Source organism: Oerskovia sp. NPDC060338 (genome assembly GCF_042726295.1).
GTDB lineage: Bacteria > Actinomycetota > Actinomycetes > Actinomycetales > Cellulomonadaceae > Oerskovia > Oerskovia merdavium.
In genome coordinates this window covers 29,650-45,602 of sequence record NZ_JBHXCQ010000022.1, presented here as the reverse complement: position 1 = coordinate 45,602, position 15,953 = coordinate 29,650, and the positions used below count along the sequence as shown (strand labels likewise).

The following is a 15,953-nucleotide window of genomic DNA, read 5'->3' as shown; positions in this document are numbered from 1 at the left end:
CATCACTCCTGTGAACAGTACGGGCCCGGCCGCTAGAGCGGCCGGGCCCGTACCATCAACGCCGAACGTGTTGCGACCACCGCTGGAATCCGCCCTGGTGGGGGCGTTTCTGGCGTGTGCTGGCGCACCTCCTGGAAGGGCGCGTGCCCCGCGCACGCCAGCGTTGACCCAACGCTGCTTGGCGGCCACGGTCATGGGAGTACGGCCTAGCCACCGCCACCAACGCTAGCGTCGAGCCCGGGCGACGAGAAGAGGCGAGGTGGTTTCTCACCCCGATTCGGCGGGCGCCATGTGGTCTGGTGGCAAGGGGGTCTCGAAGAACAGGTCCAGTTCGCCTGGCGTCGTTGAGCCCACCTCTATGCGCTCCATGAGTTGGCGCGCAAGGTCGCGCAGCGACACATTCGTAAGGTAGGAATGTTGGCGCAGGACGTCAAAGGCCTCGTCTTCGCTCATCCCATAGACCGTCACGACTGCACCCTTTGCATGCTCGATCACGCCCCGGCTCGCCGCAGATGCCCTGATCGACGCGTCGGCTTCGCGCCGAGCGAGGCGGCGTTGGGTAATGGTTAGGTCCACGAAGTACCCTGAAACTTGAAGCACCTCCTTTGTCTCACTGTCCTTGCGGCCGCGGCCCACGACGCCGAGAGTGCGGCTGTGCCCATGCGCGTCGATGATGCGGTGCACGCACGCGAAGGGGTGACCAGCGGCACATGCCTGCTCAAGGACAGACTCCACCCGCGAACGGTCATCAGGATGCTTGTGCTCAAGCATCAGCTCGGAAACACCACCGGCTTCTTCGACGGCGTCGACGGCGGCGGGCTCGTCGCGATCTACACCTCGACCGAGGGCGGCGAGGCACAGAGTCTGGCCTACAGCGCGGACCGGGGGCGCACCTGGCAGCGCTACACGGACAACCCCGTCATCGCCAACGACGGTCGCACCGACTTCCGAGACCCCAAGGTGTTCTGGCACGAGGCCACGCACTCGTGGGTGATGGTGGTTTCCGTCGGCGGCGCCGTCGACCTCTATGCCTCCCCCGACCTGAAGCAGTGGCGTTACCTGAGCACGTTCGGCGAAGGCCAGGGCCTGCACGCCGCCGTCTGGGAGTGCCCCGACCTGTTTCCGCTCAACCTGGACGACAACCCCGCAAACCAACGCTGGGTCCTCACAGTGAGCGTCGGCGACAACGCGGAGACGAACGGATCGACCGCCCAGAACTTCGTCGGCACCTTCGACGGGACAACATTCGTCCGCGACCCCGCCACTCCCCCGGAGATGGTGCAGATCACCGACTTCGGACAAGACTTCTACGCCGCGCAGACATTCGAGCATGCCCCGGACGGGCGCCGGATCTGGATGGGCTGGATGGGCAACTGGCGGTACCCGTACTCGGCCCCAACTCAAGCGTGGCAGAACGCCATGAGCATCCCCCGTGAGCTCTCGCTGCGCACCGTGGAAGGTCTCGCGACGCTGATCCAGGCGCCGGTCGAGGAGCTCGCCGAGCTGCGTGAGGACCCCTTCACCGTCGAGGAGCTGGTCGTGGAGGGCGACACACCGCTCGATATCACGAGCACGACGTTCGAGCTCACGACCGAGATCGAGGTCGGCGACTCCGACGAGGTGGGCCTACGCGTGCGCGAGAAGCGCGCGGGCGACGGATCGGTCACCCAGGCCACCGTGATCGGGCTCGACCTGAGCTCCGGGGAGCTCTTCCTGGACCGCACCCAGGGCGGGCTCGCGACGGTCGCCACGAGGGATGGAGGAACGTTCGACTTCGCACTGCGACGCACGACGGCGTTCTCGCCCCAGGACGGGGTCGTCCGACTGCACGTGTTCGTCGACGAGTCCTCGGTCGAGGTCTTCGTCGACGACGGCGAACTCACTGGGACGCTGCTCACGTTCCCGGCAGCCGACGCGGACGGCCTATCGATCTACTCGACCGGAGGGACGGCGACCGTCCGCAAGCTCACTGTCCACCCCTTGCGCTCGATCTGGCGATGAACAGGAGGCCGTGGACGCCCCTCCGGGGCCAACCACCGTTCTCAGGCGGCCACATGGAATGTCCGTCGTAACGATCGCCGAAAGTGGGCTACAGCGACCGAGGGGAAGCGGACCCTACACCCGAAGTGTGCTGTTTCATTCACGCTGTCACGACATACCACCCGACCCGCCTACCCACTGAAGCCCAAAGGCGTGTCTCGTTTGGCTCCAGCCAGCGGTGCGGGAAACGACGCAGAAAGAGCCGTCGATGGCGCGCTCGTGCCCGGGCAGCTCGTTGGTTCGAACTGCCCGGGCACGACATCTTGCGTGTCAGGTTACGCAGTCAAGCGCTTCGTACGGGACGGTCCACGTGCGCGGCGCTGGGCCCGTGCCGGCCCCAGGTTCACGCTGCAGGGTTCCGACCACGGTTGCCGCGCCCGCCGTAACGGCCGCCTTCCTCGTAGCGAAGGACTGGTGAACAAGCTTCTGCGGGGCAACAACCGCTGTGCGGGACCCGAAAGGCGTCGCAAGGCGCACTTCGAGTGGTTCCGCCGTCGTGTTCCGAGCCGTCACTGAGATGGCGACGCGACCGGAGATGCACTGAGCCTGAGCCTTGATGTCCAGATCGACTGGATTGACCAGGTGGACACTCTGGCGGATGGGCGTCACGGTCATGCTGCGGAGTTCTGCCTCACCGCCCTCCGCGAAGAGGGAGACGCCGAGTGAGGACCTGTCAGGGAAGATCTGGTCCGTGATGGTGCGGGTTCCACGGCTCGTGAAGACCTCAACTGAGGCCCGATCGACGTAGAGCTGCATGTGCACGGTCCCGTCTTCGTCTCTGCTGACGGGCATCGAAGATACCGAGGCGAAGTCGTCGTGGAAGTCAACAGCACCGGATCTGGTTCGGTCCACGAAGACTCTCTTCGAACGCGCGTCGTATCCGACGACCGTTCCTTCACTGTCTCGTCCGCCCCCCGCTCCCGCCCCGCCAGCGACAGTGAAGCCGTCAGACGCTCGAACGACGAGCCCCGACCTGACTGCCGTACCCGGGTCGATGACAACATCGAGCCGGAGCATGTCCCCCTGCACGTCCAGGGGGTGAGTGGCCTCGGTGATCGCGCCTGGCGGGACCGTGATCGCTTCACCGTTCAGCGTGTCCAGCTGGTCGACTGGGCGCTGAGTGAGCACGATGCCATCTTCGGTGTCCGTAAGCGCTACTTCCCTGGGAAGTGCCATGGCTGAGCGCCATGGTGTGGTGGGGACGGCTCCTGCATAGTTCCAGTTGTTCATCCAGCCCACCATGTATCGGCGACCGTCGGGGACGTTGTCGAACGACACGGTCGCGTAGTAGTCACGCCCCCAGTCCAGCCAGCCGTACTGCTCCGCGGTGGGGGTAACGGGCTCGTCAGTGAGAGTGAAACGATCAGCGAGGATGTGTCCCCAGCTGAGTCGGTTGTTGTCCACGACCCGCAGGGTGGCTTCGCGACCGACCAGGTCAGCCACGTCCCAGCTCGTCCAGTCGAGGTGCTCGCTGTCATTCCCGGTCGCTGTGCGTACGACTTCTCCGTCCACGACGAGATTGACGGTTGTCTCGTCAGAGCGCGGTGTCGCCGCCTGATTTCCTAGAACGACGTGGTCGAGGGTTAGGTGACCCCAGCCACCGGTCGCCTCGTCAACGATCCGGAGTTGAGCCTGCTTCCCTCGAAGGTCTGAGACGTCCCATGAACGCCAGTTCAGGGCTCCTGCCGCCGGGCCCGTGAGGTGTCGAACCACCTCCCCCTCTACAAGGAGCTGCACCTGAAGGACCTGCGAGTCCGCGTCCGATCGCTGGCCGCCCCCGACAAGCATGCTCAGGTGGTCTGCATCGATTTCGAATGCCGGCGACGTGAGGGTCCCGACGTTGTCGTCACCCTTCGGCCCACCTTCCCACGTGTTCAGGCGCTTGCCGCCTATCACGTAGTCGCCGCCGCTCGTCGAAGGGCTGCGGGTGGCGGCCAGGTCGCCTGTGCCGGTCCAGCCCAGATCGGCGAGCGTGCTTGCCTCCGCCACCTCAAAGCCCTGCCAGAGCAGTGCCCCAGATGGCGGCTCGTTGCCCAGCTGGCCCCCTGGGACGTGCGGGTGCTTACCTCCACCTACGAGGAACCCCAGGTACTCACGGTCGATCACGAAGGGCGGGGACTCAACGCTTCCCACCGGCCAGTCACCTCCGACGAACGAGTTGACGAGTCCAGTCCCGTCGAAGCCCGTGACCACCGACTGTCCCTCAACCTGTCCGGTGGGAGGCGTGATCCCAAACGGTCCCGAAAGCTCGTTGCCGGGCTCATTCCGGACAGTCCAGCCGTCCCACGAGCCGTCAAACGCGCCCACTACCTGTCCCTGTGGTGGTTCAGACGAGGCCACTATGCTCTCGGACGTGAAGGTGACGCCATCGAAGTCACCGACGAAGTACTGTCCGCCCGAACCGCCACCGATCGCTCCCGGGTTGAGGTTCATCACCAGGACCCATCGGGTGTTGTCTGGGTTGCCGTCGATGGGGAGCTCGAAGAGGTCGGGGCATTCCCAGATACCGCCGACAGAGTTGGCGGGTCCGAAGGTGGAGAGATAGTCCCAGGAGCGGAGGTCGTCTGAACGGTAGAGAACGGCCTGGTGGTCGGTGGCTTCGACAGCGATCATGACCCAGTACGAGGTCTGGGGTGTGCCTCCGTCGTACCAGAAGACCTTGGGGTCGCGGAAGTTCTGCGAGTCCCGGTCGAGCACGGGGTTCTGCGCGTACTTGGTCCAGGTGTAGCCGCCGTCGGTGGAGTAGGCCAGGGACTGGGCCTGCTTGCCGGCCAGGGTCGGGTGGGCCTGGGTGTAGGCGCTGGTGTAGAGCGCCACGAGGGGTGGTTTTGCGCTGGTGCCGAACCCGCTGGTGTTGTTGTGGTCGACTACGACCGATCCGGAGAAGATGTCCTCGACGCTCACGCCATCTTCGTTCATGGTCTGACCGATGGCGAGCGGCTGTTCGGTCCAGGTCACAAGGTCGGGGCTTGTCGCGTGTCCCCAGGACATATTGCCCCAGCCGTTCCCTGACGGGTTGTGCTGGAAGTACAGGTGATACGTCCCAACAACATAGACGAGACCGTTCGGGTCGTTCATCCAGTTCTCAGCCGGCGAGAAGTGGTAGCCGGGCCTGTAATCCTCCTGCCCCGTGACCACATCGTCAGCGGCCCCTGCAGGGACCACCTGTCCTGCTACGAGCGTGACGACCATAGCGAGCACAGCCGCGATGGGAGCAGACCGCTTTCGCTTCTTCCTGACCTGGGCGCCGGGTGGGCGCGCAGGTCCCTGGGATGGTTCGGTATCGATCATCGTGAACTCCTTCGTTCAGTGGGGGTACAGACCTGGGTAGACCGGCACTGTTCCGGCCGCGGCTGGCCGGACAGGGTCGAGACGGTGAGGTATAGGCGACGGACGCGCACCACGACATCGGCTGGAACGCGCAGGCCGATCGGCGGCTAAGAGGCCCCCAGGGGGCACTCGCAGAGGTTCACAGTTGGGGCTCCTCCACTGCGGGCGGGCGCAAGATCGGGGATCACCGTGAGGCGCACCCTGGGCCAGCTTCGCGACTGCCTGGGAGTCAGTGGCCGCCTGGGCCTGTCCTCCTGGCTGAGGGGCCCGACGGCCTACCAGTGTCGCGACGGCGATCCATCATCATGGCGCGATCCCCGCGAAGCGCGGGTAGCGTCGAGCTAGGCAGGGCGGGACGTTGCGCACTCGCACGGACGAGGGGTTTCATCATTGACGAGTCCTCAAGTTCCAGGGGCCCGATTAGCCCGACAACGTTGTCAAGTACTAGGAATAGTCCATGTCGTTGAAGACCGTGAACTCAGCACTCTGGATCGAGACCGCACTGTGACATCGTTGTCGAAGGGTTCACCACTGAACACCAGCTCTCGTCGCCCACGGATGAGCGACGTCGCGAAGCTTGCTGGCGTCGGGATCAAGACCGTCTCGCGCGTCATCAACGGGGAACCGAATGTCTCGGAGGCAACGAGCGCCCGCGTGCTCGCCGCTGTGAAGCAGCTCGACTACCGACAAGACATCTACGCCGGAAACTTGCGACGTGGTGGTAGCCGAACGCAAACCTTGGGGCTTCTCGTCTCGAGCGTCGCCAACCCTTTCGCTTCCGTACTGCACCGCGCCGTCGAGGAGATGGCGGCAGCTCGGGGGGTCGCGACGTTCGCGGCAAGCCTTGACGACAATCCAGAAAACGAACGACGGATGGTTGACGCGTTCGTTCGGCGTCGTGTCGACGGGTTGATCCTCACGACGATCGCCCCTGACCAGGGCTACCTCTGGACCGAGCTGGGCCGGGGAACGCCGATGGTGTTCGTCGACCGCATCCCCGCGAACATCACGGCTGACACTGTGGTGTGCGACAACGAAGAAGGTGCCGCGTCAGCGGTCCGCCATCTCATTGCCCACGGGCACCGTCGCATCGCCTATATGGGCGACCTCGCGCAGATCCGAACCGCCAAGGATCGCTACCAGGGGTACGTGTGGGAGCTCAATCGCGCCGGCCTCCCGATCGACGAGTCGATCGTTGTCCACGACCTTCACAACGAGGAGTCCGCTACGGATGCAGCGCGCCGTCTCTTTAGCGGCGATCACCCCCCTACCGCGGTTTTCAGCGCCCAGAACCTCATCACGATCGGACTGATCAGGGCACTGCGTGAGCTTGGCCTCAATCATGAGGTCGCCATCGTCGGGTTCGATGATGTTGCGCTCGCCGACCTCCTGGACCCGCCGGTGACGGTGGTTGCCCAAGACCCCTACCGCATCGGTGAGGTCGCCGCCGAACGTCTGTTTGCCAGACTTGACGACGACACTTCACCACCCAAGACGATCGTGATACCCACCCGACTTGTGGTCCGCGGCTCCGGCGAGATCGCTCCGCGCCACCCATGACGGCGGGGAACCAGTCAGGAGAGCGCCTATGACGCAATCACGACCTCAGGCAGCCCACAGCGCTCCGTGAGCTCCGCACGCCGCGGCGGGTTCGCGCCCGCACGCGAGACCGTGATCGCCGCTGCCGCGACGCACCGCTCGAGCACCTCGGTCAACGACGCGAGGTCGATCGCACGCAGCGCCTCACGTCGGTCCCCACCCAGGAGGTCCCGCTCCCAGAGCCCGTCGATCAGCGCCCCCATGAAGGTGTCGCCGGCCCCGACGGTGTCGACGACCTCGACGCGCGGAGCGGCCACGCGGACCTCGCCCCCGGAGCACACGGCGACCGCGCCCTCGCCGCCGAACGTCACGACCACGATCGCAGGCCCTCGCGCGGCCCAGGTCCGGGCGACCACGACCGGGTCGGCGCCGGGGTGGAGCCACTCGACGTCCTCGTCGCTGACCTTGACGACGTCGGCGGCCGCGACGAGCGGGTCGATCCGGGCGAGCGCGGCCCCGGCCGTCCCCATGAGGCTGGGGCGGGCGTTGGGGTCGTAGGTGATGGTCGAGCGCTCGCGTGCTGCGAGCACCAGGTCGTGGACCGCGCTCGCACCGGGCTCGAGCACGGCAGCGATCGACCCGGTGTGCACGGCGATCGTCGCGTCGTCGGCCTCAGTCCCGGGGGCCACGTCCCAGGTGATCGCGAAGTCGTACGTCGCAGCCCCCGACTCGTCGAGGACCGCTCGCGCCACGCTCGTGGAGGCGGCGCCGTCGGACCCCGGGGTGAGCGTGACGCCCGAGTCGGCGAGCCAGGCGCGCAGCGTCTCGCCACGTGCGTCCTGGCCGAGGTGCGCCGCGAGGCGCGTCTCGCGGCCGAGGCGCCCGAGCGTCAGCGCGACGTTGGCCGGACTGCCGCCGGGGTGCTCGTCGGTCGTGCCGTCCGCGCGTCGGACCTCGTCGATCAGGGCTTCGCCGACGACGAGGACGTGGGGGGACCGGTGCGGCATGAGTACTCCTAGGTGTGAGTTTGCGACGGTGGCGCGGCATCACGGACCATGACGCAACGTTGACGGAGTCATCTAGGGTCCAGTGCCAGCAGTTTCATGGGCTTCGCGGCTGGGCGACCTGCGAGAGTCTCGAAGCTGCTCGCACACAGGGGCGGGGTCTGGCCGCTGGGTGCAGCCAGACCCCGCCCCTATCCCGCGTGTGGGACGGGGATCGACTGCGCCTACTTCAGGAGGGCAAGCCGGGCGGGGTCGTTGGCGAAGACCTCTTCGGCGTTGGACTTCGTCACGACGACGGGGTCGAGCTGGTAGATCGCGACGTCCTTCTTGCCGTTGTTGACGGTCTCGTCGGGCGCGGGCAGATCCTCGCCCTTCTGGAGCGTCTGGATGAGCTCGACGCTGCGACCGACTAGGTCGGCACTCGGCTTGGCGACGGTGGCGAACTGCTCACCGGCCCAGATGGAAACGATCGACTCGTTCTCGGCGTCGAGCCCGCTGACAACCGGCAGCTCCTGCCCGGCCTGCTTCGACGAGGCGAGGATGGCGCGAGCGATACCGTCGTTGGGCGACAGGACGCCGTCGATCTGCTTGTCACTGTAGAAGCCCGACAGCAGCGAGTCCATCCGGGCCTGTGCCTTGGCGTTGTCCCAGTCCGGGGTAGCGGCCTGGGTGAAGTCCGTCTGGCCCGAGACCACGGTGAGCGTGCCGTCGTCGATCTTGGGCTGCAGGACCGACATGGCTCCTTCGAAGAAGTCAGGAGCGTTCGGGTCAGCAGGTCCGCCACCGAAGAGCTCGATGTTGTACGGTCCCGCGCCCTTGCGCTCGGCGAGCCCGTCGAGCAGCGACTGCCCCTGGAGCTCACCGGTGCGGACGCTCCCGAACTGCACGACGCCGTCGATGGCCGTGGTGTTCTCGATCAGACGGTCGTAGCCGATGATGGCGACGCCGGAGTCGGCTGCCTTCTCGAGCACGCTGCCGAGCTGGGTCCCGTCGACAGCGCCGACGACGATGACCTTGGCGCCCTGCTCGATCATGGCCTCGATCTGCTGCTGCTGCTGGGTCACCTTGTTGTCAGCGGCCTGAACGAGCGGCTTGAAGCCGGCGGCCTCGAGCTCGCTCTTGAACAGCTCGTCGGCCTCCTTCCAGTTCTGCGTGCCCAGCCACGGCAGGGCAACACCGATGGTCGCGTCGGCCGCGAACCCGGCCTCTCCGTTCGTCTCGGCTGTGTCGGCGCCACGGCCACCGCCCGAGCATGCACCGAGCAGCAAGGTTCCCGCCGCGACCAATGAGACGAGTCCAAGTGCCTTCTTCTTCATCCGATTCTCCTTTGATGTGCACCCTTGGGTGCAATGCATGCCGTGGGCAGTTGCCTACGGAGTCCTACGTGTGACCACGACGAACGTCACGGTCTGGTGAGGTGAGTTGAACGGGCCCTTGGGCCGGCAGGTCTGGCGCCTAGCGCGTCGGGCTGGATGAGTCCTCTGGGGCGTCGAGCGCCACATGGTGGGCCGGGGAAGCACTTGCGGGCGCCGGATCGGACAGGACGTTCAGCGGGGCCTCCGGCTCGCTGGCACCGCCAACTACCGCTGGGGGCTTGCGGCCGAAGAGCGCTCCCGAGATCGACGGCCGGCCCTGCTGCTTGTTGTAGACGTCGAACGCGACGGCTACGAGCAGGACGAGCCCCTTGATGACCTGCGTTCGGTCGGCACCGACGCCCATGAGCATCAGACCGCTGTTGAGCACAGCCATGACGAGGCCGCCGACGACCGAGCCGATCACCGTTCCGATTCCACCTGAAACCGCCGCGCCGCCGATGAAGACGGCTGCGATCGCGTCGAGCTCCCACATGGTGCCGTCAGAGGGGCCGGCGGAGGTGGCTCGGCCGACGAACAGGATGCCGGCGAGAGCCGCCAGGAAGGACATGTTCATCATGACGAGGAAGTAGGTTCGTGCCGTATTGATGCCTGAAAGTGCGGCAGCGGCTTTGTTTCCTCCCACAGCATAGATGCTGCGGCCGAACTTTGTCCGCTCGGTCAGGACGTGGTAGATGATCACGAGGGCAACGAGAATAAGACCCGGGACCGGGAATGACGTGCCGGGGCGCCCGCTGCCAAATAGCCAAGTCACATAGGCGATGACCGCGCCGACGAGCACAATGCGGACGATGACGGTCCACCACGGGACACCTTCGTCCATCATGGCCAGGGACTTACGCTGGGCGCGCACCTGGGAGTACGCGTAGATCGCTATTGCGGCCAGCCCGAGCAGAAGTGTGGAGTTGTTCATCTGGGTAGCTGCGGGCCCCCACTCGGGCAGGTAGCCAGAGCCGAGGAAGCGGAACTCATCCGGGACGGGCACACTGATCGACTGGCTCAGCCAGATGACCAGTCCGCGGAAGATCATCATCCCCGCCAACGTCGTGATGAATCCGGGGATCCCGATCTTAGCCAGCCAGAACCCCTGCCAGGCACCGATGAGCGCACCGAGGGCGAGGCCAGTGATGGCCGCCAACCACCAGGGGAACCCTAGATCCCTTACGGACAGAGCGACGACCATGCCGACGAGCCCGGCGACCGATCCGACGGACAGATCGATCTGCCCGATCACGATCATCATGACCATGCCGATGGCCAGAATGAGCACGTAGGCGTTGCCGGCCAGGAGGTTCTGGAAGTTCGACGGGGTCAGCATACGTCCGCCTGAGGCGATGTCGAACGTGATGAGCAACGCGACAAGCGCGAAGACCATCGTGAATTGTCGGTAGTCCCCGCCGAGGACTTGCCTGAGAGACTTCATCGTGGACTTCTCCTTCAACCTCGGCGCGAAGCCGGCGAGGCGGTCGTTGTCATCATGCGCATGAGCTGTTCTTGATCGGCGTCGTCCTGGTCGACGACCCCGGTGATGCGCCCTTCGCAGATCGTGTAGATCCGGTCGCTCATCCCCAAGAGTTCTGGAAGCTCCGAAGAGATGAGAATGATTGCCTTTCCCTCATCGGCCAATGATTGGATGAGGCGATAAATCTCGTACTTGGCCCCAACGTCGATGCCACGGGTAGGCTCGTCGAGAATGAGGACCTCGGGACTAGTGAACATCCACTTCGCGAGGACGACCTTCTGCTGATTCCCACCAGAAAGAGTGGCGATTCCGACGTCAACCGACGGCGCTTTGGTCCTCAGCGATTTGCGGTACCTGTCGGCAACCTCGTACTCCCTGTCCTTGTTGATCAGGCCGTGCTCGATGATCGCGTCCATGTTGGCCGAGACGGTCGTGCGCTTGATCGAGTCCAGGAGATTCACGCCCAGCGTCTTGCGGTCTTCTGGGAGGTAGGCGATTCCGGCCTTGATGGCCTTGGCCACGGTCGACAAGTCCACGGGCCGACCGTGCAGGTCCGCCTCGCCGGCGTGGAAGATGCCGTAGCTTCGACCGAAGATCGAACGCGCAAGCTCGGTGCGGCCTGCCCCCATGAGTCCGGCGAAGCCGACAATCTCTCCTCGACGGACGTGGAAGGTCGAGTCCTTGCAGATCAATCTGCCCGGGACGCTCGGGTGTTCGACGCGCCAGCCTCGAACCTCGAAGATGGTCTCGCCGATCGAGGGGGCACGCTCGGGGTAGCGGCTTTCGATCGAACGCCCCACCATGGCGCGGATGATGCGGTCCTCGTCCACCTCGCCTGCCGTGACTGCGTAGGTCTCGACCGTGCGACCGTCACGAATAACCGTCACTTCGTCCGAAACCTGAGCGATCTCGTTGAGCTTGTGGGAGATCATGATCTGCGTGATCCCCTTGGCCTTCAGCCCGAGCATGAGGTCGAGCAGGTTCGCAGAGTCGTCCTCATTGAGCGCGGAGGTGGGCTCGTCGAGGATGAGCAGCCGCACGTTCTTGGAAAGGGCCTTGGCGATCTCGACGAGCTGCTGCTGCCCCACGCCGAGGTTCTTGACGGGCACGTTGGGGTCCACTGCCAGGCCTACTCGTGCCAGGAGCTCGAGGGTCTGACGGTAGGCGGCGTCGCGGTCGATCAGGCCGAAGCGGATGATCTCGTTGCCGAGGAAGATGTTCTCCACCACCGAGAGCTCAGGGATCAGAGCGAGCTCTTGGTGGATGATGACGATGCCCGCCGCCTCGGAGGATTTGATGTCCTTGAACTCGACGACCTCGTTGTCGAACACGATGTCCCCGACGTACGTGCCGTGCGGGTAGACACCGGAGAGGACCTTCATGAGGGTCGACTTGCCGGCACCGTTCTCCCCGCAAATCGCGTGGATGGAACCGGCATGCACGGACATCGTCACGTCGTCGAGCGCCCGGACACCGGGGAACTCCTTGGTGATGTGACGCATCTCGAGAAGGACACGTGTGTCGCTCATCTGATCTCCTGGCACGGCGGTGTGATGTCGGATGACATCGTTGTCACCCACAGTTGTACTCTCATCTGGAGTCGCCGGTCAACACGAGCTCGAAACTCGGGGGTAACAATCTGACAACGTTGTCCTTCGGTCCGCAGCTTGTGCCAGACTCGACGGAGCATCCGTACATCCGGCCTCCGCGCATCGGTGGTCGGGAAGGCCCGCAGGTCGGGGTCGACTGTCAATGAGCAAGGAGACGCGTTGTGGACCCGCTGACGCCAGGTACCGAGCCGCCCCCTGGCGACCTCAACCCGCCCGGGGTGCTTGTTCCCCTTGGCCCAGGCAGAGGCCGTCGCCCGCGGATGGCGGACGTGGCTGCCGTCGCTGGCGTCGCCCTCAAGACGGTCTCTCGGGTCGTGAACGGCGAACCGAACGTAGCTCCAGCGACGCAGCAGAAGGTGCGTGACGCTGTCGAGTTGCTGGGCTATCGACCAGACCTTCAGGCCCGAAGCCTGCGCTATTCAGATCGGCGAACCCGCACCCGAACCATCGGTCTACTCATCTCGAGCGTCTCCAATCCCTTCGGCGCGATGCTGCACCAGGGAGTCGAGCGCGTGGCAGCACCCCGCGGTGTCGCTGTCTTCGCCGCCAGCCTCAACGACGACCCCGAAGTCGAGCGGGGCATGGTCGAAGCCTTCATCAACCGCCGGGTGGATGGCCTGATCCTCACCACGGTCGCCTCCAGCCAGGCATACCTTCGCTCAGAGATTGCGCGCGGCACCCCTGCCGTCTTCGTAGACCGTGCGCCCCGCGGTCTGGACGGGGACACGATCATGGCCGACAACGTTGGCGGAGCCATCAACGGCACCCGCCATCTCGTCACGCAAGGTCACCGTCGTATCGCATTTCTCGGCGATCTCGAGACCATCGAAACCGCGTCTCTACGCCGAGCCGGCTATCGACAAGCACTGGCCGAAGCGCGCCACGACGTCGAGAGTGCACTGTGCGTAATGGGGCTACGCGACGAAGCCGCCGCCCATGCCGCCGTGGTTGCGCTCCTAACCACACCGAACGCACCGACCGCGATCTTCAGCTCCCAGAACCTCCTGACGATCGGAGCCGTCCGCGCCCTGCAAGAACTGGGGATGAGCCGCAAGATCGCTCTCGTCGGCTTCGACGACTTCGACCTGGCTGACCTCCTTGACCCACCGGTGACCGTGGTCGCTCAATCCCCTCTACTCAGCGGCGAGCTCGCCGCGAACCGCGTCTTCGCCCGCCTGGGTGGAAACGACGGCCCTCCATCCGCGGCTCTCGTGCCGACGATGCTGCATCGTCGTGGAAGCGGTGAAATCCCACCTAACTGAGGCCCACTTCCCCACACCGCCAGGAGCACCGATTCCTGCTGCATGCTGTGGATGTCAGCCATGATGTCCTGTCTCTCACTAAGTTCCGTTCCCAGCACGTCGCATGCAGCCCTCACTCCTCAAACGTGGGGCCAGAAGGCACACACAAGTTCGACCTGGGGTGCCGAACGGCCCCGATCTCAAGGGTCCGCGTGGCCCTGTCGCTCGCGGGGACAGCGCAGAAAGTTGAGGGGCGAAAGGCGCAATTCACTCCTGCTGTGGAGGTCATCATGAACACCGAACTGGATCGACCAATCGTCGTCGGGCTCGACGGATCGCCGGACGCCGCGTTGGCGCTGCACTACGCGGTGCGCGCGGCCGAACGAGCAGGGTGAGAGCTGCGGCTGGTCAACGCCTTCCACGAGCTTCTCCCGGTAGCGCCCATGTGGTCACTGCTGACGAGCGACACCCTTGTCGATTTCGGGCACAAGTTTCTCGCCGACGCCCAACTCGTCCTGGAAGCCCTCTCCCACGCAGCGGTTCCCGTCCGGGTAGAGACCGCACTCGGTCCGGCTGTGCAGACTCTCGCGACTGCCAGCCACGGTGCCCGCCTGGTCGTCTTGGGGCACAGGTCGGCCAGCATGGTGGAAGGGCTGTTCACTGGAAGCACCATAATCGGAGTCGTCGCTCGTTCCGCCTGCCCGGTCATCAGTGTCCCCATGATTGGGACAAAAGCCATCCGCACCGTCGGGTCATCGCAGCGACTGACGGATCCCAGGTCTCGGCGACGGTCCTGGCCTACGCCTTCGCCGCAGGGACTCTGCGCGTCTGTAGGGCCCGTAATCCGGCTAAGCCTGGGACGGTCTGTCCCGCAGTTCTGTCGGAATCCCCACGTCGCCGGGGCGACGGTCGGGGTCCGGCGCGTTCACCGGAGGGGGCGAGCGCACGACGGGACCGTGGTTGGTACTGCGATCACCCCGCTCGTTTCGCAGCTCGCTCGATGAGCCTGGTTATGGGGTCGATCTTCGCGCTGAGCTGGCTCGCCCAGTCCATCGCGGGGTCGGTGACGTACAACGAGGCGGCCATGCGTGACCTCGAGGACCCTGTCACCTAGGGCCAGTACCTGACCCTGCCCGACTTCTGGGGCCGGACCCTGCAGAACTGGCAGTCCGAGTTCCTCGCGGTGGCGTCCATGGTCGCCTTCTCGATCTACCTGCGCGAGCGCGGCTCTCCCGAGTCCAAGCATGTCGGGACGTCCCACACCGCGTCCGGCGTCGAAGGCTGAACACGCACCCTCGACGCCGGTCGAACAAGGCATCCCGGGACGGAATTTCCGCACCACGGCGCGGCCGACGCCCCGTAGCGCCAGCCGCGCCTCAGGGCGTGGGCATCCCGCCGTTGACGTTGAGCGTTTCTCCGAGGACGTAGCTCGACTCGCTGGAGGCGAGGAAGACGTAGGCCGGTGCGAGTTCCGTCGGTTGCCCTGCCCGCCCCAGGGGTGTCTGCTTCCCGAAGTCGGGCAGCGCATCCACAGGCTGGCCGTGCGAGGGCTGCAGAGGCGTCCAGATTGGCCCGGGGGCGACGGCGTTGACGCGGATACCCCGGGGTGCGAGCTGCTGAGCAAGACCTTTGGTGAACGTGTTGATCGCGGCCTTGGTCGAGGCGTAGTCGACCAGGGTCGGAGATGGGTCGTATGCCTGGATGGAGGTCGTGTTGATGATCGCCGACCCCGCGGGCATCTGCTTTACGGCCTCCCGTGTGATGCGGAACATCGCTTGGATGTTGACCTTGAAGGTCTCTGCGACCTGCTCGTCCGAAAGGTCCTCGATGGACTCGACTGCTATCTGCTTGCCCGCGTTGTTGACGAGGATGTCCAGTCCACCCATCGCTGCCTGGGCCTGAGAAACGACCTCGCCCGTGTACTGGTCGTCGGTCAGGTCGCCTGGCAGAGCGACGGCCTTGCGGCCACACCCCTCGATGATGGAGACCACTCGCTGCGCGTCTTGCTCTTCGGCGGGTAGGTAGGAGATGGCGACGTCAGCGCCCTCTCGGGCGAAGGCCACGGCTACAGCTGCTCCGATGCCGGAGTCTCCGCCGGTGACCAGCGCCTTGCGTCCTTCCAAGCGCCCGGTTCCGCGGTAGGAGTGTTCACCGATGTCCGCGTGCGGGTTCAGGTCTGCGTCCAGTCCGGGCTCGCTCTGCTGCTGCTTCGGCGGTTCGATCGCCGGATACCGATCGACCGGGTTCTGGAAGACCAGCTGATCGCTCCGAGCAGCCTGCCGGAGCGCCGATTCCTGCTGCGTGCTGTGGTCGTCAACCATGAAGGTCTGTTCCTCTCCAAGTGCCGTACACAA

The 15,953-nt window shown here is 65.3% G+C and carries 12 protein-coding genes; 5 read left to right on the top strand and 7 right to left on the bottom strand.

What is annotated here, in order from left to right:
• Window positions 1-267: 267 nt before the first annotated feature.
• Window positions 268-771: a PAS and ANTAR domain-containing protein gene (locus ACFWGN_RS21190; RefSeq protein ID WP_377619728.1), complete on the bottom strand. Its 504-nt coding sequence runs from the start codon at window positions 769-771 to the stop codon at window positions 268-270.
• Between ACFWGN_RS21190 and ACFWGN_RS21185 the strand changes: the two genes are divergently transcribed.
• A complete protein-coding gene (locus tag ACFWGN_RS21185; protein WP_377619727.1) occupies window positions 754-2,001 on the top strand; it encodes a glycoside hydrolase family 32 protein in 1,248 nt (415 codons plus the stop codon). The two genes, ACFWGN_RS21190 and ACFWGN_RS21185, sit on opposite strands and share 18 nt — an antisense overlap.
• A gap of 309 nt (window positions 2,002-2,310) precedes the next feature.
• Here ACFWGN_RS21185 and ACFWGN_RS21180 read toward each other — a convergent pair whose 3' ends face one another.
• A complete protein-coding gene (locus tag ACFWGN_RS21180; RefSeq protein ID WP_377619725.1) occupies window positions 2,311-5,331 on the bottom strand; it encodes a GH32 C-terminal domain-containing protein in 3,021 nt (1,006 codons plus the stop codon).
• 597 nt (window positions 5,332-5,928) lie between these two features.
• Between ACFWGN_RS21180 and ACFWGN_RS21175 the strand changes: the two genes are divergently transcribed.
• Complete coding sequence (locus tag ACFWGN_RS21175; RefSeq protein ID WP_377619723.1) at window positions 5,929-6,930, top strand: LacI family DNA-binding transcriptional regulator; 1,002 nt, start codon at window positions 5,929-5,931, stop codon at window positions 6,928-6,930.
• 26 nt (window positions 6,931-6,956) lie between these two features.
• Here the strand turns inward: ACFWGN_RS21175 and ACFWGN_RS21170 are convergent, their stop codons facing one another.
• From ACFWGN_RS21170 to mmsA, 4 genes are all read right to left on the bottom strand, one after another.
• A complete protein-coding gene (locus ACFWGN_RS21170) occupies window positions 6,957-7,916 on the bottom strand; it encodes a carbohydrate kinase (RefSeq protein ID WP_377619721.1) in 960 nt (319 codons plus the stop codon).
• Between the two features lie 221 nt (window positions 7,917-8,137).
• Window positions 8,138-9,229 carry a sugar-binding protein gene (locus ACFWGN_RS21165; protein WP_377619720.1) on the bottom strand — a complete coding sequence of 364 codons (1,092 nt, stop codon included), beginning with the start codon at window positions 9,227-9,229 and terminating at the stop codon, window positions 8,138-8,140.
• A gap of 139 nt (window positions 9,230-9,368) precedes the next feature.
• Entirely contained in the window at window positions 9,369-10,709 is a 1,341-nt protein-coding gene (locus tag ACFWGN_RS21160; RefSeq protein ID WP_377619718.1) for a sugar ABC transporter permease, read from the bottom strand.
• 14 nt (window positions 10,710-10,723) lie between these two features.
• Window positions 10,724-12,277, bottom strand: a complete 1,554-nt coding sequence (gene mmsA / locus ACFWGN_RS21155) for a multiple monosaccharide ABC transporter ATP-binding protein (protein ID WP_377619716.1) — start codon at window positions 12,275-12,277, stop codon at window positions 10,724-10,726.
• A gap of 341 nt (window positions 12,278-12,618) precedes the next feature.
• On the opposite strand from mmsA, the gene ACFWGN_RS21150 reads away from it, so the two are divergent.
• The 3 genes from ACFWGN_RS21150 to ACFWGN_RS21140 all read left to right on the top strand — a co-directional run bounded on the left by ACFWGN_RS21150 (window position 12,619) and on the right by ACFWGN_RS21140 (window position 14,884).
• Window positions 12,619-13,620, top strand: a complete 1,002-nt coding sequence (locus ACFWGN_RS21150) for a LacI family DNA-binding transcriptional regulator (RefSeq protein ID WP_377619733.1) — start codon at window positions 12,619-12,621, stop codon at window positions 13,618-13,620.
• A gap of 422 nt (window positions 13,621-14,042) precedes the next feature.
• Entirely contained in the window at window positions 14,043-14,603 is a 561-nt protein-coding gene (locus ACFWGN_RS21145; RefSeq protein ID WP_377619715.1) for a universal stress protein, read from the top strand.
• A gap of 119 nt (window positions 14,604-14,722) precedes the next feature.
• Window positions 14,723-14,884 carry a DUF6766 family protein gene (locus ACFWGN_RS21140; RefSeq protein ID WP_377619731.1) on the top strand — a complete coding sequence of 54 codons (162 nt, stop codon included), beginning with the start codon at window positions 14,723-14,725 and terminating at the stop codon, window positions 14,882-14,884.
• A gap of 91 nt (window positions 14,885-14,975) precedes the next feature.
• Here the strand turns inward: ACFWGN_RS21140 and ACFWGN_RS21135 are convergent, their stop codons facing one another.
• Window positions 14,976-15,920 carry an SDR family oxidoreductase gene (locus ACFWGN_RS21135; RefSeq protein ID WP_377619713.1) on the bottom strand — a complete coding sequence of 315 codons (945 nt, stop codon included), beginning with the start codon at window positions 15,918-15,920 and terminating at the stop codon, window positions 14,976-14,978.
• Window positions 15,921-15,953: the final 33 nt, after the last annotated feature.